Below are 19,049 nucleotides of genomic sequence, written 5' to 3'. Positions count from 1 at the left end.
CAGAGGGGGATGGGGGACTTCTCCAGCACCGTGACGTCCAGACCGAGGGCGTGGGCGGTGGAGGCGACCTCCGCGCCGATGAAGCCGGCGCCCACGACCACGAGCCGCCGCCCGGCAGCCAGCAGCCCCCGGAGCCTCTGCGCGTCGGCGACGGTGCGCAGGCTCACCACGTTCGCGCTCCCGGCGAGCTGCGGCAGCGACCGGGGCGAGGCACCGGTGGCGATCACCAGGCCGTCGGCGCGCACCGACCGCTCGTCCTCCAGGTGCACCAGACGGGTGGTTGCGTCGAAGGACACCGCCCGGGTCCCGAGGATCCACTCGGCCTCCAGGGCGTCGGTGTCGGTCTCCAGGGCCAGGTCCTCGAGCTCGATCCGGCCGGCGAGGAAGTCCTTGGACAGCGGGGGCCGGTCGTAGGGGCGGGCGGGATCATCACCGATGATCACCAGTCGTCCGGCGAACCCGAGGCTCCGGGCGGCCCGGGCGGCCGACAGGCCCGCCAGCGACGCTCCGACAATGACGAGGGACTCCATGAGGGACCCCTTTCAGATCTTCGTCCTGAATGACCCGGAGCAACGGCGGGGAGGTCCGGGGGACGGACTTCCTGTGCGCTTCGTGCAACGCGGTTCACAATGTGAGAATCAGCGTGAACCTCGCCACCGGCCCCGTCAAGGGGTCCCGCGAATTCGACCCGGGGAATTTACATTGCGTCCCCGTGCGGCTCGGCGCGGGTTCCGGGTGGGCCCCGGCTCTTGACAGGGTTCGGTGCGAGTCCTCACGATGTTGCACATTGCAACACTTGTTGCTCATCGTGAGGCAGTGCGGTCGAGGTAGCAACGCTCGGCACAGCAGGCCCGAGCCACCTCAGGAAAGGATCTGATCCGATGCACAAGGCCTGTCCCCTCAAGGACCTCGCACCCGGTGACGCCCTGCGCCTCGACACCGTCCCGCCCATCGCCGTGTTCCACACGGAGGAGGGTGAGCTGTTCGCCCTCGACGACACCTGCACCCACCAGGACGCCTCGCTCGCCGACGGCTGGGTGGAGGGGTGCGAGGTGGAGTGCCCCCTGCACGCGTCCAAGTTCAACCTGCGCACCGGCGCGGTGGACGCCCCTCCGGCCAAGCTGCCGGTCCGAACCCACAAGGTGGCCGTCGTGGACGGCGACATCATGGTCGAGGAGTCGAGCGAGGCACCGAACCTGCCGCCCGGTCTCACCGTCAACGGCCACGAGTCCCAGCCGAGCTGAACCCGGCCGATCCCCGCACGACACCCGCAGGTCAGGAGAACCACCCCATGAGCACCACCCCTCGCGTCGTCATCATCGGAGCCGGCATCGTCGGCACCAACCTTGCCGACGAGCTCGTCCAGCGCGGCTGGACGGACATCACGGTCCTGGAGCAGGGCCCGCTGCCTCTTCCCGGCGGCTCGACGTCCCACGCCCCCGGACTCGTCTACCAGACGAACCCGTCACGGACGATGACCCACCTCGCGCGGTACACCGTGGAGAAGCTCGTGTCCCTGGGCTGCTTCAACCAGGTCGGCGGCCTCGAGGTGGCCACCACGCCCGCGCGGCTGGAGGAGCTCAAGCGCAAGGTGGGCTACGCGACGTCGTGGGGGATCGAGGGCCGACTGCTCACTCCCGAGGAGGTGCTCGAGCAGCACCCCCTGGTCAACCCCGAGATGGTCCTGGGCGGCTATCACGTGCCGACGGACGGGCTCGCCCTGGCGGCCAAGGCGGTGCAGGTGCTCATCGAGCGCACCACCCGCGCCGGCGTGACCTACTGCGCGGAGACGACCGTCACCGGCATCGAGCGGTCGAACGGCCGCGTGACCGGCGTGACCACGTCCGACGGAACCGTGCCGGCGGACATCGTCGTCTCCTGCGCCGGATTCTGGGGGCCCGCGATCGGCGAGATGGCCGGCATGCCGTGCCCCATCCAGCCGCTGGCCCACCAGTACGTCTTCACCTCCGCGGTCCCGGAGCTGGTCGGCAAGCACGACGCCCCGATCGGCGCGACCCTGCCGATCCTCCGGCACCAGGACGCGGACCTCTACTACCGGGAGTGGGGGGACCGGATCGGCATCGGCTCCTACGCGCACCGCCCGATGCCGGTGGATCTGACCGACCTGCCGCACTACGCGCCCCGCGACATCGCCCACGACCGGATGCCCTCCCGCCTGGACTTCACGCCCGAGGACTTCACCGAGCAGTGGGCCGAGAGCCAGCGCTTCCTCCCGAGCCTGCGCGGCAGCGAGGTGGCCGAGGGCTTCAACGGGATCTTCTCCTTCACCCCGGACGGGGGCCCGCTCATCGGCGAGTCCCCGGACCTCGCCGGGTTCTGGGTGGCGGAGGCCGTGTGGGTCACCCACTCCTCGGGCGTGGCCAAGGCCATGGCCGAGCTGCTGGTGGACGGCACCCCGGAGACGGACCTGCACGGCTGCGAGGCCACCCGGTTCGACGACGTGCAGCTCTCCCCGGAGTACGTCGAGGAGACGGGCAAGCAGAACTTCGTGGAGATCTACGACGTCCTCCACCCCCTCCAGCCCCGGGAGTCGCCGCGCAACCTGCGGGTCAGCCCGTTCTATCCCCGGGAGCTGGAGCTCGGCGCGTTCTTCCTGGAGAGCCACGGGTGGGAGCGCCCGCACTGGTACGAGTCCAATGCCGCGCTCCTGGCGCAGCTGCCCGAGGAGTGGCGCGAGCCGGAGCGCGAGCCGTGGGCGGCCCGGTTCCACTCGCCGATCGCGGCGGTCGAGGCCTGGAGGACCCGCACCGCCGTGGCGATGTACGACATGACCCCGCTCAAGCGCGTGACGGTCGAAGGACCCGGAGCCGCCGCCCTGCTGCAACGGCTCACCACCGGCAACATCCTGCGCAAGCCGGGCGCCGTGACGTACTGCCTCCTGCTGGACGAGAAGGCCGGGATCCGCAGCGACATCACCGTGGCCCGGCTCAGCGAGAACCTGTTCCAGGCCGGCATCAACAGCAGCGTCGACGTGGCGTACCTGTCCGCCGAGGCCACCCGGCAGAGCGCCGAGGACCCCGCCGCCTGGGCTCTGGTCCGGGACACCACCGCCGAGACGTGCTGCATCGGGCTGTGGGGACCGAAGGCCCGGGAGGTCATGGCGAAGGTCTCCCGTGACGACCTGTCCAACGACGGCCTGAAGTTTTTCCGCACCAAGCAGATCCGGGTGGGCGGCCTGCGGGTCACCGCGATGCGCCTCTCCTACGTGGGCGAGCTCGGCTGGGAGCTGTACACCACCGCCGACCAGGGACTGCGGCTGTGGGACCTGCTGCACATGGCGGGCCAGGAGTTCGGCATCGTCCCCGCGGGGCGCGCCGCCTTCAACAGCCTGCGCGTGGAGAAGGGCTACCGCTCCTGGGGCACCGACATGACCACCGAGCACACCGCGGTGGAGGCGGGACTGGACTTCGCCGTCAAGAAGGACAAGGGCGAGTTCGTGGGTTCGGAGGCCGTGGCCTCCAACGGCCAGGTGCGGCGCCGGCTGCGCTGCCTGACGGTCGACGACGGCCGCTCCGTGGTCATGGGCAAGGAGCCCGTGTACGTGGACGGCGCCGCCGCCGGGTACGTCACCAGCGCCGTCTTCGGCCACACCGTGGGACGCCCGGTCGCCTACGCCTGGCTCCCGCCGGAGCTCTCCGAGGGGGACGGCGTCGAGATCGAGTACCTCGGCGAGCGCATTCCCGCCACGGTCAGCGCCGAGCCGCTCGTGGACCCCGGCATGGAGCGGATCCGCGGCTGAGGCCCCTGCCGCCGCGGCCGGGGCGCGCGCCGCTCCGGCCGCGGCTTCTCGTCCCGACCTCGGGACTTCCCAGTACGACTTCTGCGAGCGAGCACCGTTCCCGGTGCCGACGACGACGAAAGGCAGTTCCAGCATGCACAAGGTCAAGGGCGTGGTGTCCAAGGGCAAGAACCAGCCGGTGAGTGTGGAGACCATCCTCGTGCCGGACCCCGGACCGGGGGAGGCACTGGTGGACGTGCTCACCTGCGGGGTGTGCCAGACCGACCACCACTACGTCGAGGGCGGGGTGGGCGACGACTTCCCGTTCCTGCTCGGCCACGAGTCCTCGGGCGTGGTGTCCGCGGTCGGGGAGGGGGTCACCGAGGTCGCCGTGGGCGACCACGTGATCCTGAACTGGCGGGCGGTGTGCGGCGAGTGCCGGGCCTGCCGCAGGGGCGAGCCCTGGTACTGCTTCGCCACCCACAACGCCACCCAGAGGATGACGCTCGAGGACGGCACCCCGCTGACCCCGGCCCTGGGCATCGGGTCGTTCGCCGAGAAGACCCTGGTGGCCGCCGGGCAGTGCACCAAGATCGAGGCAGACCTCGAACCGCACCAGTACGCGGCCGTCGGGCTGCTCGGGTGCGGCGTGATGGCCGGCATCGGCGCGGTGCTCAACACCGGCGCCGTCCGGCGCGGGGAGTCCGTGGCCGTGATCGGCTGCGGTGGGGTCGGGGCGGCCGCAGTCGCCGGTGCCGCACTGGCCGGGGCCACCACGATCGTGGCCGTGGACCTCGACGACGAGAAGCTGGCCACCGCGGAGAAGTTCGGCGCCACCCACGTGGTCAACTCGAAGGAGCAGGACCCCGTGGCGGCAATCCGGGCGCTCACGGGCGGGAACGGCGCCGACCTGGTGATCGACGCGGTGGGCATCGCCCCCACCTTCAAGCAGGCGTTCGAGGCCCGTGACCTGGCCGGCCGGATGGTGCTGGTCGGGGTGCCCGCCCCCGGCACCACGTGGGAGATCCCGCTGGACGAGGTCTTCGGCCGCGGCGGGTCCATCAGGTCCGCCTGGTACGGCGACACCCTCCCCTCCAGGGACTTCCCGATGCTGGTGGACCAGTACCGGCTGGGCCGGCTGGACCTCGACGGGTTCGTCACGGAGCGCATCGGCCTGGACGACGTCGAAGAGGCCTTCGCGAAGATGAAGGCCGGCACCGTCCTGCGCTCCGTCGTGGAGCTGGACCGCTCCGCGACCGGTGCGGAGGAGCGCGGCGCGGAGACCGGCGTGGCCGCCCCGGCCGGAGCGGCCCGATGACCGCGCGGCCGGATGTGGGACGGCGCACGGACGCCACGGGCCGGGTCCGGGTGGAGCACCTGGTGACCTCGGGGACGTTCTCCCTGGATGGGGGCACCTGGGAGGTCGAGAACAACGTGTGGATCGTGGGCGACGACGAGCAGTGCGTGGTCATCGACCCGGCCCACGCCCCGCAGCAGGTCGTGGACGCCGTCGGCGGCCGGGCAGTGGTGGCCATCCTGCTCACCCACGGCCACGACGACCACATCCGCGCCGTCGTCGAGGTCGCCGAGCAGCTGCGGGCACCGGTGTACCTGCACCCGGACGACACGATGCTCTGGGAGCAGGTCCACCCCGCCCGCCGCTTCGACCGCATCATCCGCGACGGTGACGTCTACTCGGTGGGCGGGGTGCGCCTCACCGCGCTGCACACCCCGGGTCACTCGCCGGGCTCGGTGTGCTTCTGGGCACCGGACCTGGGCGAGGGCGGAGTGCTGTTCTCCGGGGACACCCTGTTCCAGGGCGGTCCCGGCGCCACCGGCCGGTCCTGGTCGGACTTCCCCACGATCGTCGACTCCATCCGCGAGCGGCTGCTCACCCTGCCGGGGACCACGGAGGTGCTCACCGGCCACGGGGACACCACCACGATCGGCACGGAGGCGCCCCACCTGCAGGAGTGGATCGACCGCGGCCACTGAGCCGGCAGGAGGCCGGCCCGGGTGGCGTCCCGGAGCACCTACGACAGAGCGCCGCCCCCGGGGACCCCCCGGGGGCGGCGCTCTGTCGTGCGTGCTCAGCGCAGGACGACCGTGCGGTTGCCGTGCAGGATGACCCGGCCCTCGCAGTGCCACTTCACCGCGTTGGACAGGGCCTTGCACTCGGTGTCCCGGCCCGCCGCCACGAGGTCCTCCGGGCCGTAAGTGTGGTCCACGTCCACGAGCTGCTGGGCGATGATCGGGCCCTCGTCCAGCTCGGCGTTGACGTAGTGCGCCGTGGCGCCCACGGTCTTCACCCCGCGGTCGTAGGCCTGGTGGTACGGCTTGGCCCCCTTGAAGCTGGGCAGGAACGAGTGGTGGATGTTGATCACCCGTCCCTCCATCCGGGTGGCCAGCGAGTCGCTGAGCACCTGCATGTAGCGGGCCAGGACCACGAGGTCCACCTCGAAGCGGTCCACGAGCTCCAGCAGGCGGGCCTCGGCCTGGGGCTTGGTGTCCCGGGTGACGGGCACGTGGTAGAACGGGATGCCGTGCCACTCGACGAGGCGCTGGTGGTCCCGGTGGTTGGAGACCACCGCGACGATGTCCACGGGCAGGTCTCCGGTCCGGGCGCGGAAGAGCAGGTCGTTGAGGCAGTGGCCGAACTTGGAGACCATCACCAGCACGCGCCGCTTCGCCCCGTGCTCGCTGAGCTCCCAGCGCATGTCGAAGCGCTCGGCCACCGGGGCCAGGTCTGCCCGGAGGGCCTCGGGGTCGAGGCCCTCGCCCGTGGCCGAGGCGACGTGCACGCGCATGAAGAAGTGGCCGAGCCGCCGGTCGTCGAACTGGGTGAGCTCGACGATGTTGCAGCCGTGCTCCAGGAGCACACCGCTGACGGCGTGCACGATCCCCGGTCTCTCGGGGCAGTCGAGGGTCAGCACCAGCTCCGTCGTGGCAGGTGCCGTGGACACGGCCTGCGGCTGCAGGAGCTGCTCAGCATTCGATGACGTTGACGGCCAGTCCACCACGGGAGGTCTCCTTGTACTTGATCTTCATGTCGTTGCCGGTCTCGCGCATGGTCTTGATGACCTGGTCGAGCGAGACCGTGTGCTCGCCGTCGCCCTGGAGGGCAAGACGTGCGGCGTTGATGGCCTTGACGGAGGCGATCGCGTTGCGCTCGATGCACGGGATCTGCACGAGCCCGCCCACCGGATCGCAGGTCAGCCCGAGGTTGTGCTCCATGCCGACCTCGGCGGCGTTCTCGACCTGTTCCGGGGTGCCGCCCAGCACCGCGCACAGGCCCGCGGCGGCCATCGAGCAGGCCGAGCCCACCTCGCCCTGGCAGCCCATCTCCGCGCCGGAGATGGAGGCGTTCTCCTTGATGAGGATGCCGACGGCGGCCGCCGTCAGCAGGAACTCCACCACCCCGTCCTCGTCCGCCCCGGCGATGAACCGGGCGTAGTAGTGCAGCACGGCGGGGATGATGCCCGCCGCCCCGTTGGTCGGGGCGGTGACGATCCGCCCGCCGGAGGCGTTCTCCTCGTTGACCGCCAGGGCGTAGAGGTTGATCCACTCCATGGCCTGCAGGGGATCGGACGCCGGCCGGACGGCACACGCCTCGGCGGCGGCCTCGGCCTCCCGGAGCCGGGCCCGCAGGCCCGGTGCCCGGCGGCGGACCTTCAGCCCACCGGGCAACCGTGCCTCCGTGCGGGTGCACCCGTTCTCCACGCACTCCTGCATGACGCCCCAGATGTGCAGCAGGCTCGACCGGAGCTGCTCCTCGCTGCGCCAGGACAGCTCGTTGGCGAGCATGATCCCGGCGATCGACGTCTGCTCGCGCCGGCAGTGCTCCAGGAGCTGCCGACCACTGGTGAACGGGTACGGCACCTCGGTGGTGTCCTGAACGACGCGGTCCGCCCCGGACGCGTCACCGTCCACCACGAACCCGCCGCCCACCGAGTAGTAGGTGCGCTCCCGCACCGGCTCGCCGTCCGCCCCGTACGCGTGGAACGTCATGCCGTTGGGGTGCGCCGGCAACGACTTGCGCCGGTGCATCACGACGTCCCCGGCCCGGTCGAAGGGGATCGGGCGGACGCCCGCCAGGCACAGCTGACCGCGGTCCGTGCTCGCCTGGACCTGGGCGTCGGCGGTGTCGGTGTCCACGGTCTCCGGGTCCTCACCCTGCAGGCCCAGGATCACGGCCTTGTCCGAGCCGTGACCGTGCCCGGTCGCGCCCAGGGAGCCGAACAGCTCGGCCCGGACCCGGGAGACCGCGTCGAGGAGGCCGTCACCGGCCAGCCCCTCCGTGAACAGCCGGGCGGCGCGCATCGGGCCCACCGTGTGGGACGAGGAGGGCCCGATGCCGACGGAGAACAGGTCCAGGACGGACAGGGCCATCAGGGCACCTCGGGGGAGGCGAACTCCGTCATGGCGTCCAGCAGCCACCGGGCGGTGTACTCGGCGAAGGAGGCCCGCGGCATGATCCGCCAGGTCAGCTCCGCGGTCCGCCACAGCAGGACCTGCACCGGGCCCAGGGTCGTGGCCACGGCGGTGCCGACCGCGAAGGCCCGCGGGTGCAGGTCCAGGTGGCAGCTCTTCTCGAGCACCGCGCGGGCCGAGGGCCCGGACAGCTCGAGCGTGGTGCGGTTGGCGGACAGGTCCACGGCCTGACCGGGCTGGGTGCCGAGGGCCCGGGCCAGTCCGGCGGCGGTGCCGGCGTCGTCGGTGCCCGCCGCTCGGAGGTCGCTCCCCGCAGGGCCGATCTCCGCGGGCCCCGCGCCCTCGGAGCCGACGAGCAGGAACTCGTCGGGCCCGATCCACAGGAGCGCCGTGCCGTCCGGGGCGCCGGTGACCCGACCGTGGCCGCCCGGCAGGGGCAGCCCCGCCGTGGCGGTCACGGCCTCGGCGGCCGGGGTGCCGGGCACCACGCGCAGGCCCACCATGGTCAGGAACGGGATCTCGCGCAGGGCCACGCCCCGCTCACCCGTCACGGTCTGCTCGTGCATCTGCTGCGCGAGGTGGGCGAGGGGACTGCGGCGCAGGGTGGTGGTGTCGGTCAGGAGCTGCTCAGCCATCACGGCGGTTCCCTTCGGGGTCGTAGAGCACGGGTTCTGCGATGACGACGTCCACGAGCCGGCCGTCGAGCGGGGCCTGGAGCGTCTCACCGATGCGGTTGCGGCCGTTCTCCACCAGGGCGAGCCCGAAGGTCCGCTCGAGGGCGGCGCTGCGGTAGCTCGAGGTGACGTGCCCGACCATCGGGACCGGCCCCTGCTCCGGGGTGATGGGGGTGCCGTGGTCGACCAGCTGGGCACCCTCCGGCAGCCGGAACGTCCGGTCCACCGGCAGGACCGCGACCAGCTGCTTGCGGTCGGGGCTGGTGGCGGACGGGCGGTCGTAGGATCGCCTGCCGATGAAGTCCTTGGTCTTGGACACCACCCAGTCCATCCCCAGGTCCTGCGGGGTGACGGTGCCGTCGGTGTCCTGGCCCACGATGGGGAAGGCCTTCTCCGCGCGCAGCACGTGCATGGTCTCGGTGCCGTAGGGGGTGATGCCGAACTCGGCGCCGGCCTCCGCGACGGACTCCCAGACCGACAGGCCGTACCAGGAGGAGACGTTGATCTCGAAGGCCAGCTCCCCGGAGAAGGAGATCCGGCAGACCCGCGCGGGGACCCCGGAGGCCAGGACGGTCTCGCGGAAGGCCATGAACGGGAACGCCTCGTTGGACACGTCCAGGTCTAGGGCGAGCTTCTCGATGACGGCCCGGGACTTCGGGCCGACGACGGCCACGGTGGTGTACTGCTCGGTGACCGAGGCGAACACCACGTCCAGCTCCGGCCACTCGGTCTGGGACCACTCCTCGAGCCACTCCAGGACCTTGGCCGCCCCACCGGTGGTGGTCGTCATGAAGTACCGGTCCTCGTCCAGGCGCAGGGTCACGCCGTCGTCGAAGACCATGCCGTCGGGGGTGCACATGACGCCGTAGCGGCCCATGCCGGGCTTGAGCTTCTTGAAGGCGTTGGTGTAGACGCGGTTGAGGAATTCCCCGGCGTCCTTGCCCCGTATCTCGATCTTGCCCAGGGTGGTGGCGTCCATGAAGCCGACGCCCGTCCGCACGGCGGCGCACTCGCGCAGCACCGCGGCGTCCATGTCCTCCCCGTCCTGGGGGTAGTACCAGGGCCGCTTCCACTGCCCCACGTCCTCGAACAGGGCCCCACGGGCCACGTGCCAAGGGTGGATCGAGGTCAGCCGCGCCGGGTCGAACAAGTCGCCGCGCCGTCGTCCGGCCAGGGCCGTGAAGGCCACCGGGGTGTAGGGGGCGCGGTACGTGGTGGTGCCGATGCCCCCGACGTCGGTGCTCTTCAGGGCCGCGGCGATGACGCCGATGGCGTTGACCCCGGAGGTCTTGCCCTGGTCGTTGGCGGTGGAGATCGAGGTGTAGCGCTTGACGTGCTCGACGCTGCGCATGCCGGCGCCGGTCGAGCGCAGCACGTCGGCGACCGTCTGGTCGCGCTGGAGGTCCACGAAGTGGTGGGCCCAGTCGGCGGACCCGCCCTCGGGCCCGGGCACCAGCCACAGCTGCCGGACCGGCGAGGACTCCACGCTCTCCGCGTGCGGGGTCTCGGGCCGAGTCTCGAAGCCGGCCCGGCGGGCGGCCTCGGCGCCGGCGAGGGCGCCCTCGGTGAGGCACCACGCGAGGTCGGTGGTGCCGTTGACCGAGCCCGCGGTGTGCTGGTCCCGCACGGGGGCGGCCGGTACGAACGCCGCAAGGCGCTCGTCCCAGGTCAGCTTCCCCTGCCGCTGGCTGTGCAGGTGGACCACCGGGGTCCACCCGCCCGAGACGGCGAGCAGATCCGTGTCCACGGTCGTGGTGGGGCCGGCCGGCGTGCCTGACCCGTCGAGCTCGGCGACCGTGACGGCGCTGATCCGCCCGTGCTCGCCGTCGCCGGCGGTGTCCACCACGGCGCTGCCGGGGAACAGGCGCACCCCGGTGCTCCCGGCGATCTCGGCGGCCCGGCCGTGGAGCTCCGGGCGGGAGTCGACCACGGCCGCGACGCGCACTCCGGCGGCGACGAGGTCGGCCACCAGGTCGTAGGCGGAGTCGTTCGTGGTGGCCACGACCACCGACGTGCCGGCGGCCACCGCGTAGCGGTTGAGGTAGGTGCGCACTGCGCCGGCGAGCATGACGCCGGGGCGGTCGTTGTTGGCGAACACCACCGGCCGCTCGTGGGCGCCGGTGGCCAGCACGACCTGCTGCGCCCGCACGTGCCAGATCCGCTCCCGGGACACCCCGGCCCCAGGGGCCTCGGCGAGGTGGCCGGTGCGCCGCTGGACGGCGACGACGTAGTTGCTGTCGTAGTTGCCGAAGGCCGTGGTGCGGTGCAGGACCGTGACCTCCGGGGCCGCCACGAGAGCGGCGAGGGTCTCGGCCACCCAGGTGCGGGCGGGCAGGCCGTCGACGACGTCGTCGCGGCCCGACAGCAGGGAGCCACCGGCCTGTGGCTGCTCGTCCATGAGGATCACGCGGGCCCCGGTGCGGGCGGCCTCCCGGGCGGCGGCCAGGCCCGCGGGCCCGGCGCCGACGACGAGGACGTCGGTGTGCACGTGCTTGTGGTCGTAGACGGCCTCGTCCTTGCGGGGGTCGAGCTGTCCGAGCCCGCGCAGGTAGCTCGCCCGCAGCCCGTCGGTCAGCTCCACCGTGGTGGCCGGGAGCATGGACTCGTCGACGTCGGCCCCGGTGCGCGCGGCGACCTTGACCAGGGCGTTGGGCTCCTCCACGCCGGCGGACACGATCCCGCGCGGACGGCCCAGGTACATCGAGTCGCCGCAGTGGATGCGCCCCGCGGCGAGCAGGGCCGAGGCCAGGGTGTCACCGGCGTACCCGGTGTGCTCCTGCCCGTCGACGGTGAAGCGCACCGGCTTCGTGCGGTCGATGCTGCCGGCGGCACTCTGCTGCGCCGGCAGGCGGTGGGTCTGAGCGCTCACTTGACGCCTCCGATCTCGGGCTTGGGCTCGCCCATCCTGTAGACGGCCTTGATCTCGTAGGTCACGGTGTCGCGGACGACGTTGAACCAGCGGCGGCAGCCGACGGCGTGGGCCCACCGCTCGGCGATCAGGCCCTTGGGGTTGTTGCGGTAGAAGAGGTACTCCGCCCACTCCTTGTCTGAGAGCCGGCTGGGGTCCTCGGGGTAGGGCACATGGGCCTCCCCGCCGTACTGGTACTCGGTCTCGTCGCGGAGCCCGCAGTTGGGGCACTCGATCAGCAGCATGGTGGTCCGGCCTCCTAGTGGGCCACGGCGGCGGCGCCGTGCTCGTCGATGAGGACCCCGGTCTCGAACCGCTCCAGGGCGAAGGGCTCGTTGAGGGGGTGGGGCTCGTCGTTGGCGATGGTGTGGGCGAAGGAGTAGCCGGCTCCGGGAGTTCCCTTGAACCCGCCGGTTCCCCAGCCGCAGTTGACGTACATCTGGTCCACGGGCGTCTTGGAGACGATCGGCGAGGCGTCCAGGGTGACGTCGACGATGCCGCCCCAGGTCCGCAGCACGTGGGCGCGGGCGAAGATCGGGAAGAGCTCCACCGCGGCCGCCATCTGGTCCTCGATGACGTGGAAGGCGCCCCGCTGGCCGTAGCCGTTGTAGGCATCCACGCCGGCGCCCATGACCAGCTCGCCCTTGTGGGCCTGGGAGACGTAGACGTGCACGTGGTTGGACATCACCACGGTCGGGTGCACGGGCTCGTGCAGCTCCGAGACCAGGGCCTGCAGCGGGTGGGACTGGATCGGCAGCCGAAACCCGGCGAGCTCCGCCAGGACGGAGCTGTGCCCGGCCCCGCAGAGGCCGACCTTGCCGGTGTTGATCCGCCCACGGGAGGTCTCCACGGCCACCACCCGGTCGCCGTCCTTGACGAAGCCGTTGACCTCGCAGTTCTGGATGATGTCCACGCCCATCTCGTCGCACTTGCGGGCGAACGCCCACGCCACGTGGTCGTGCTTGGCGATGCCCGCGCGCGGCTGGTAGGTCGCCCCCATCACCGGATAGCGGATGTCGTCGCCGATGTTGATGATCGGGCAGAGCTCCTTGACCTGCTCCGGGCTGATCCACTCCGCGTCGATGCCGTTGAGCTTGTTCGCGTTGACCCGGCGGACGGACTCGCGGACGTCGCCCAGGGTGTGGGCCAGGTTCATCACGCCGCGCTGGGAGAAGAGGAAGTCGTACTCCAGCTCCTCGGGCAGGATCTCCCAGAGCTTCAGGGAGTGCTCGTACATGGCCGCGGACTCGTCCCACAGGTAGTTGGAGCGGATGATCGTGGTGTTGCGCGCCATGTTCCCGCCGGCCAGCCAGCCCCGCTCCAGGACGGCGATGTTGGTCATGCCGTGGTTCTTGGCCAGGTAGTAGGCGGTCGCGAGCCCGTGCCCGCCGCCGCCGACGATCACGGCGTCGTAGGAGGACTTCGGGTCCGGGTTGTGCCACAGGAAGTCCGGGTGCTCCGGAAGCGGATCAGCCATCACCGGGCTCCGTTCAGGACAGGGGCGGACAGACGCGGGTAGAGCGGGAAGGCCTCGGCCAGGGCCGTGACGCGGTCGCGCAGCTGCTCGACGAGGTCGTCGGTCGGCTCCTGGATCAGCGCGTGGGCGATGATGTCGGCGACCTCGGTGAACTCCTCGGCCCCGAAGCCGCGGGCGGCCAGGGCCGGTGTGCCGATGCGCAGCCCGGACGAGACCATCGGCGGGCGCGGGTCGAAGGGCACGGCGTTGCGGTTGACCGTGATCCCGATGCGGTGCAGCCGGTCCTCGCCCTGCTGGCCGTCGAGCTCGGAGTTCCGCAGGTCCACCAGGACCAGGTGCACGTCGGTGCCGCCGCTGACCAGGTTGATCCCGGTGGCCATGACGTCCGGGGACAGCAGCCGGGTGGCCAGGATCTTGGCGCCCTCCAGGGTGCGCACCTGGCGGTCGGTGAACTCCTCGGCCGCGGCGTGCTTGAAGGCCACGGCCTTGGCGGCGATCACGTGCTCGAGGGGTCCGCCCTGCTGACCGGGGAAGACGGCGGAGTTGATCTTCTTCGCGTGCTCCTGCTTGCACAGGATCACCCCGCCGCGCGGGCCGCCGAGCGTCTTGTGCGTCGTGGAGGTCACCACGTCGGCGTGGGGCACCGGGTTGGGGTGCAACCCGGCGGCGACGAGCCCGGCGAAGTGCGCCATGTCCACCATCAGGTAGGCCCCGACCTCGTCGGCGATCGCACGGAACGCGGCGAAGTCCAGCTGCCTCGTGTAGGCGGACCAGCCGGCGATGATGAGCTGCGGGCGGTGCTCCCGGGCGAGCCGGGCGACCTCGTCCATGTCGACCCGGTGGTCGTCCTCGGAGACCCCGTAGGCGGCGACCTGGTAGAGCCTGCCGGAGAAGTTCAGCTTCATGCCGTGGGTGAGGTGCCCGCCGTGGGCGAGGTCCAGGCCGAGGATGGTGTCCCCGGGCTTGATCAGGGCGTGCATGGCCGCGGCGTTGGCCTGGGCCCCGGAGTGGGGCTGGACGTTGGCGTGCTCGGCGCCGAACAGCGCCTTGAGGCGGTCGATGGCCAGCTGCTCGATCACGTCGACGTGCTCGCAGCCGCCGTAGTAGCGCCGGCCGGGGTAGCCCTCGGCGTACTTGTTGGTCAGCACCGAGCCCTGCGCCTCCATCACCGACACGGGGGCGAAGTTCTCCGAGGCGATCATCTCCAGCGTGGACTGCTGGCGGACCAGCTCCTGGTCGATGGCCGCCGCGATCTCCGGGTCGGCTTCGGCCAGATGAGTGTTCAGATCGGGCATCCCTGAGCTCCTAAACGGATCGCATTCCATTGCTGATACGAGTTTGATATATCAGCTGTGGTCCAAAGGTATGCTAGGGGTCACGGGGTGTCAATGGATGACGGAGCGCCTCCCGCGTCCGCGGCGTCGCCCTCGGTCCACCGGTCCCGATCCAGGAGGGAAGTCATGAACGCCACGACCATCACCGAGCACTGCCCAGAGGTTCCCGTGTCGCTGGCAGATCAGGCGTACGGGCGGTTGCGGGACCGCTTGACCATGCTCGAGATCCGGCCGGGCGCCATGATCCACGATGCGCTCCTCGCCTCGGAGATGGGCATCGGCAGGACTCCGATCCGGGAGGCGCTCAAGCGGCTGGAGACGGACCACCTGGTGGTCTCCTACGCCCGGAGGGGGACGTTCGCCACGCAGGTGGACATCACGGCCCTGTCCGACGTCTCCGAGCTCCGCCGGCACCTCGAGCCGCTCGCCGCGCACAAGGCCGCTCTGTCGGCTCCTCCGGCCGTGCGGCAGCAGATGCAGGATCTGGCCCGCACCCTCGAGGAACTCGCCTGCGGCGATGCGACGAACCGCACGTTCATGCGCGCGGACCTCGACGTGCACCGTCTGATCTACCGGGCCGCGGGCAACGACCACCTCGAGGAGACGCTGGTGCGGCTGGACAACCTCGCCACCCGCATCTGGTGCCTCGTGCTGGACCGGGTGCCCGGGGTCTCCGGGCACGTGCACGAGCACGTGCAGCTGCTGGAGGCGATCGCCGCCGGGCGCGCCGACGAGGCCGCCGGTCTCGCCCTCGACCACGTCACCAGCTTCGAGCGGACCATGCGGGTCGTGCTGTGAACCCGTCCGGCCGCAGGTGGCCCCTCCGCCACGGCGACGGTTCCGAGGGCCCGGCGGGACACCGGGCGCAGGAACCAGGCCGCATCCGGTGGGATGTGACGCTACGGTAGGGGAAAGGCCCTTCCAGGAGGAGTCCGCTCGCGGTGGCTCCCCGACGCCGACGGAAAGTGCACACCACGCCATGTCCACCATGCCCCTCCACACCCAGGGCGAGCCGCTCTCCCTGGCCGACCAGGCGTTCCTGCAGCTGCAGGACCGGCTGATCTTCCTGGACATCCCCCCGGGAGCCCCGCTCAACGAGGGCCGCCTCTCCCAGGAGCTGCAGCTCGGGCGGACACCGCTGCGCGAGGCGCTCAAACGGCTCGAGTCCGAACACCTGGTGGTCACGTACTCCCGCCGCGGGACGTTCGCCACCACCGTGGACATCACCGCGCTGTCGGAGATCTCGCAGGTCCGTGAGGTGCTGGAGCCCCTCGCCGCCCGGCTGGCGGCCGAACGGCGCGGCGGGGACTCCCGGCCCCAGCTGGAGGAGCTGCGCGATCTGCTGGCGGGTCCGCGCAACGAGGGGCTGCCCAAGGACGAGGCGCTGCGCTGGGACGTGCGCATCCACCGGGCGATCTACGCGGCGGCCGGCAACTCCCACCTGCAGGTCACGCTGGAGCGCTACAGCAACCTGGCCACCCGCATCTGGTGCGTGGTGGCGGACCGCATTCCCGAGCTGCAGGAGCACATCACGGTCCACAGCGCCCTGCTGAGCGCTGTCCTGGCGGGCGACGCCGAGGAGGCCGGCACGATCATGCTCCACCACGTCCAGGACTTCGAGACGCAGATCCGTCAGGTGCTCTGACTCCCGCGGGCACCGCTGGGCACTGCCGGCAGGAGCGAGAGCACCGGTCCGGCGGTCAGAGCACGGCGCCCGTCGCGGGCGTCCGGGTGGCGGCCAGCTCGTGGCTGAGCCGCAGCGCCGCCTGCGTCGTGTGCAGCACCAGAAGAGCGGTCGTCACCGTGCCCACACCGCCGGGGACGGGCGTGAGGGCCGCCGCCACCTCGGTGGTCGAGACGGGCTCCACATCGCCGACCAGGTCGCCGTCGTCGAGGACGTTGGTGCCGACGTCGACGACCACCGCACCGGAGCGGACGTGCTCCCCGGTGACCAGACCCGGCCGCCCCACCGCCGCGACGACGATCTCCGCCTCGGAGGTGTACCGCTCGAGCGGCCGGGAGCGGGAGTGGCAGACGGTGACGGTGGCGTCACGCTGCAGCAGCAGCTGCAGCAGCGGTTTGCCGACGACCGCTGAGCGACCCACCACCGAGACGTGCCGGCCGGCGAGGGGCACCTCGTAGTGCTCCAGGATCTCGACCACCGCGCGGGCCGTCGCGGGGGCGAAGGCATCCTGTCCCACGGTCAGGCGTCCCAGGCTCAGGGGGTTGGCCCCGTCGACGTCCTTGGCGGCGCTGATGCGGGACACCAGCCCGTCCCCGTCCACGCCCGGTGGCAGGGGCGTCTGCAGGATGATCCCGTGGACGTCCTCGTCCGCGCTGAGCAGAGCGAGCGTCGAGGCGAGCTCGTCCTCGCCGGCGTCCGCCCCGAGGTCGACGACCGTGCAGTGCACGCCCGCCCTGTCCGCAGCTCGCGCGATGGAGCGGACGTACCACAGGGTCGCCTCGTTGTCGGTGGCCACCACGACCGCCAGCCCGGGGACCACCCCGCGGTGGCGCAGGGCGGTGACGTTGTCCTCGGTCTCGGCCCGCAGCCGCTGTGCGACGGGGGCCCCGGTCAGCCGGCGCGCGGTCATGCCATCACCTTCTCGCGCACGCGGTCGGTCACGGACTGGGCGGACCGGACGGCATCGTGGCCGTCCTGGAGCCCGTCCGTGAACTCCGCCCGGGTCCGCTCGTCCGTGATCGCGCTGATGTTCATGTCCAGCGTGATCAGGGCCGTGGCGATGGCGGCCCGAGCCGCCTCGGAAGCGGCGGCCACGTCGCTGATCACATGGGGGTTGCTGAACTCGGCCAGCTCCCGGCCCAGGTCGATCACCTCCGTGGCCAGGCCGATCAGCGCCCGCGGAGGTGCGGCCGCCGCGATCGTGGCCTGCTGGATGGCCGCGGAACGAGCGGCTCGGTCCTCCTCCGAGGCCGAGGGCAGGCGGTAGGCGGTGATCACGGCCGCGAAGGCCTTCTCGTCGTCGTCGGCCAGCTGCAGCGCCTCCGGGATGATGGCGTCGGTGCGGGCGGCGATCCGGAGGGAGCGCTCCTCGTGCTGGGCGTAGCGCGCACCGGTGGTGTAGCGCGCCACCATGGCGATCAGGGCGGCCCCCTGGGCCGCGTGCAGCGCCGCGGCCGCCCCGCCCCCGGGCGTGGGCTCCCGGGAGGCCAGGCGCTCCAGGTAGTCGTTGAGGGTCTCCGAACCGATCATGGTCTGTTTCCTTCGGTGGGTGCTGCTGGACAGCGACGGATGCCGGTGGATCCGGCCGGTACAGGGGAGGCTGCGGCCCCGGACCCGGTGGCGAAGCAGGATCGGGGCCGCAGGTACGGCGGTGCTCAGCGGAAGACGACGGTGCTGGTGCCCTCCAGGAGCACGCGGTGCTCGCAGTGCCAGCGGACCGCGCGGGAGAGGGCCAGCGCCTCGGCGTCCTGTCCCACGGTGGAGAGGGCCCTCGGGTCGTAGCTGTGGTCCACCCGGATGACCTCCTGCTCGATGATCGGCCCCTCGTCCAGGTCGGCCGTGACGTAGTGGGCGGTGGCGCCGACCAGCTTCACGCCCCGTTCGTAGGCCTGGTGGTAGGGACGGGCTCCCTTGAACCCCGGCAGGAAGGAGTGGTGGATGTTGATGGCCCGCCCCGCCAGCGCGCGGCACAGATCGTCCGAGAGGATCTGCATGTAGCGCGCCAGCACCACGAGGTCGATGTCGTGCTCCTCGACCAGCTCCAGCAGGCGCTGCTCCGCAGCCTCCTTGGTGGCGGGGGAGACGGGGACGTGGAGGAAGGGCAGGCCTGCCGACTCGGCCATGGGGCGGAGATCCTCGTGGTTGGAGACCACCAGGGCGATCTCTCCTCCGAGACCGCCGGCCCGCCACCGGAAGATCAGGTCGTTGAGGCAGTGACCTCCCTTGGACACCATGACCAGCATGCGGGGCGGCGTCTGGTCGTGGAGGCGATAGCGCATGCCGAACCGGTCGGCGATGGCCGCGAAGTTCGTCTCCATCGTCTCGAGGCGCAGTTCGTCCGGGCCGGTGAACGCGGTGCGCAGATGGACGACGCCGTGCACGGGGTCGTCGAACTGCTGGTGCTCCTTGATGTTGGCCCCGTGGGCGAGGAGGAACTCCGTGACGGCGTGGACGATCCCCACCTGGTCCTGGCAGGTGATCGTCAGCACGAACTGGGGGAGTGTCCTCCCGCCGGGCGCCGCCGCGGGGGCCACGCTCGGCTGCACGGAGGAGGGAAGGGTGTCTACGGCGGTCATGGAAGGCTCCTGCCTGGATGTGCGTCTACTGGGGATGGCTGACGTGCCGGTGGGCCGTGCGGTTCGGCGTGGCGCTCCGGCCCGGCCGGAGCGCGGCAGCCCGTGAGCTCCGGGGTCCGGCCGGGCCGGCGGGTGCTCAGGCGCCCGTGGTGGGAACGACGTCGCCGATCTTGTCGGTGATCCAGTCGTGGAAGGCGCCGATGTGGTGTTCGGAGGGGACGAGGAC

The 19,049-nt window shown here is 71.5% G+C and carries 17 protein-coding genes; 6 read left to right on the top strand and 11 right to left on the bottom strand.

The window, feature by feature from the left end; all coding sequences use genetic code 11:
• On the bottom strand, nt 1–530 hold a 530-nt coding region (locus RF647_RS18720; protein ID WP_368813043.1), incomplete at its 3' end, for an FAD-dependent oxidoreductase.
• Between the two features lie 351 nt (nt 531–881).
• Here RF647_RS18720 and RF647_RS18715 point away from each other — a divergent pair.
• The 4 genes from RF647_RS18715 (at nt 882) to RF647_RS18700 (ending at nt 5,734) form a co-directional block, all read left to right on the top strand.
• Complete coding sequence (locus tag RF647_RS18715) at nt 882–1,244, top strand: bifunctional 3-phenylpropionate/cinnamic acid dioxygenase ferredoxin subunit (RefSeq protein ID WP_368813042.1); 363 nt, start codon at nt 882–884, stop codon at nt 1,242–1,244.
• Between the two features lie 47 nt (nt 1,245–1,291).
• A complete protein-coding gene (locus tag RF647_RS18710; RefSeq protein ID WP_368813041.1) occupies nt 1,292–3,760 on the top strand; it encodes an FAD-dependent oxidoreductase in 2,469 nt (822 codons plus the stop codon).
• A 133-nt stretch (nt 3,761–3,893) separates the two neighbouring features.
• Entirely contained in the window at nt 3,894–5,057 is a 1,164-nt protein-coding gene (locus RF647_RS18705) for an S-(hydroxymethyl)mycothiol dehydrogenase (protein ID WP_368813040.1), read from the top strand.
• Nucleotides 5,054–5,734, top strand: a complete 681-nt coding sequence (locus RF647_RS18700; RefSeq protein WP_368813039.1) for an MBL fold metallo-hydrolase — start codon at nt 5,054–5,056, stop codon at nt 5,732–5,734. Before RF647_RS18705 ends, RF647_RS18700 begins: the two co-directional genes overlap by 4 nt.
• Before the next feature lie 95 nt (nt 5,735–5,829).
• Here RF647_RS18700 and purU (RF647_RS18695) read toward each other — a convergent pair whose 3' ends face one another.
• The 7 genes from purU (RF647_RS18695) to glyA are packed head-to-tail and all read right to left on the bottom strand — an operon-like array spanning nt 5,830 to nt 14,524.
• Nucleotides 5,830–6,702 carry a formyltetrahydrofolate deformylase gene (gene purU, locus RF647_RS18695; protein ID WP_368813038.1) on the bottom strand — a complete coding sequence of 291 codons (873 nt, stop codon included), beginning with the start codon at nt 6,700–6,702 and terminating at the stop codon, nt 5,830–5,832.
• Nucleotides 6,703–6,724: 22 nt separating this feature from the next.
• Complete coding sequence (locus RF647_RS18690; protein ID WP_368797625.1) at nt 6,725–8,128, bottom strand: L-serine ammonia-lyase; 1,404 nt, start codon at nt 8,126–8,128, stop codon at nt 6,725–6,727.
• The gene (locus RF647_RS18685) at nt 8,128–8,805 is read right to left on the bottom strand and encodes a sarcosine oxidase subunit gamma (RefSeq protein WP_368813037.1); all 678 of its coding nucleotides are present in this window, start codon (nt 8,803–8,805) and stop codon (nt 8,128–8,130) included. The genes RF647_RS18690 and RF647_RS18685 overlap by 1 nt, the downstream gene beginning before the upstream one ends.
• The gene (locus RF647_RS18680; protein WP_368813036.1) at nt 8,798–11,713 is read right to left on the bottom strand and encodes a sarcosine oxidase subunit alpha family protein; all 2,916 of its coding nucleotides are present in this window, start codon (nt 11,711–11,713) and stop codon (nt 8,798–8,800) included. The genes RF647_RS18685 and RF647_RS18680 overlap by 8 nt, the downstream gene beginning before the upstream one ends.
• Nucleotides 11,710–11,997: a sarcosine oxidase subunit delta gene (locus tag RF647_RS18675; protein ID WP_368813035.1), complete on the bottom strand. Its 288-nt coding sequence runs from the start codon at nt 11,995–11,997 to the stop codon at nt 11,710–11,712. The genes RF647_RS18680 and RF647_RS18675 overlap by 4 nt, the downstream gene beginning before the upstream one ends.
• A gap of 14 nt (nt 11,998–12,011) precedes the next feature.
• Nucleotides 12,012–13,229, bottom strand: a complete 1,218-nt coding sequence (locus tag RF647_RS18670) for a sarcosine oxidase subunit beta family protein (RefSeq protein WP_368813034.1) — start codon at nt 13,227–13,229, stop codon at nt 12,012–12,014.
• Nucleotides 13,229–14,524 carry a serine hydroxymethyltransferase gene (gene glyA / locus RF647_RS18665; protein ID WP_368813033.1) on the bottom strand — a complete coding sequence of 432 codons (1,296 nt, stop codon included), beginning with the start codon at nt 14,522–14,524 and terminating at the stop codon, nt 13,229–13,231. Before glyA ends, RF647_RS18670 begins: the two co-directional genes overlap by 1 nt.
• Nucleotides 14,525–14,689: 165 nt before the next feature.
• On the opposite strand from glyA, the gene RF647_RS18660 reads away from it, so the two are divergent.
• Nucleotides 14,690–15,361: a GntR family transcriptional regulator gene (locus tag RF647_RS18660; protein ID WP_368813032.1), complete on the top strand. Its 672-nt coding sequence runs from the start codon at nt 14,690–14,692 to the stop codon at nt 15,359–15,361.
• A gap of 181 nt (nt 15,362–15,542) precedes the next feature.
• Complete coding sequence (locus RF647_RS18655; RefSeq protein WP_368813031.1) at nt 15,543–16,208, top strand: GntR family transcriptional regulator; 666 nt, start codon at nt 15,543–15,545, stop codon at nt 16,206–16,208.
• Nucleotides 16,209–16,263: 55 nt separating this feature from the next.
• Here RF647_RS18655 and RF647_RS18650 read toward each other — a convergent pair whose 3' ends face one another.
• From RF647_RS18650 to purU (RF647_RS18640), 3 genes are all read right to left on the bottom strand, one after another.
• A complete protein-coding gene (locus tag RF647_RS18650) occupies nt 16,264–17,157 on the bottom strand; it encodes a bifunctional 5,10-methylenetetrahydrofolate dehydrogenase/5,10-methenyltetrahydrofolate cyclohydrolase (protein ID WP_368813030.1) in 894 nt (297 codons plus the stop codon).
• On the bottom strand, nt 17,154–17,777 hold the full coding sequence (locus tag RF647_RS18645; RefSeq protein WP_368813029.1) for a cyclodeaminase/cyclohydrolase family protein: 624 nt from the start codon (nt 17,775–17,777) through the stop codon (nt 17,154–17,156). Before RF647_RS18645 ends, RF647_RS18650 begins: the two co-directional genes overlap by 4 nt.
• Before the next feature lie 125 nt (nt 17,778–17,902).
• Entirely contained in the window at nt 17,903–18,823 is a 921-nt protein-coding gene (gene purU / locus RF647_RS18640; RefSeq protein ID WP_368813028.1) for a formyltetrahydrofolate deformylase, read from the bottom strand.
• Nucleotides 18,824–19,049: the final 226 nt, after the last annotated feature.

The organism is Kocuria sp. CPCC 205263, from assembly GCF_040981075.1.
Classification (GTDB): domain Bacteria; phylum Actinomycetota; class Actinomycetes; order Actinomycetales; family Micrococcaceae; genus Kocuria; species Kocuria rosea.
The sequence above is the reverse complement of the archived record's forward strand: the minus strand, read 5'-3'. Positions and strand labels throughout refer to the sequence as shown.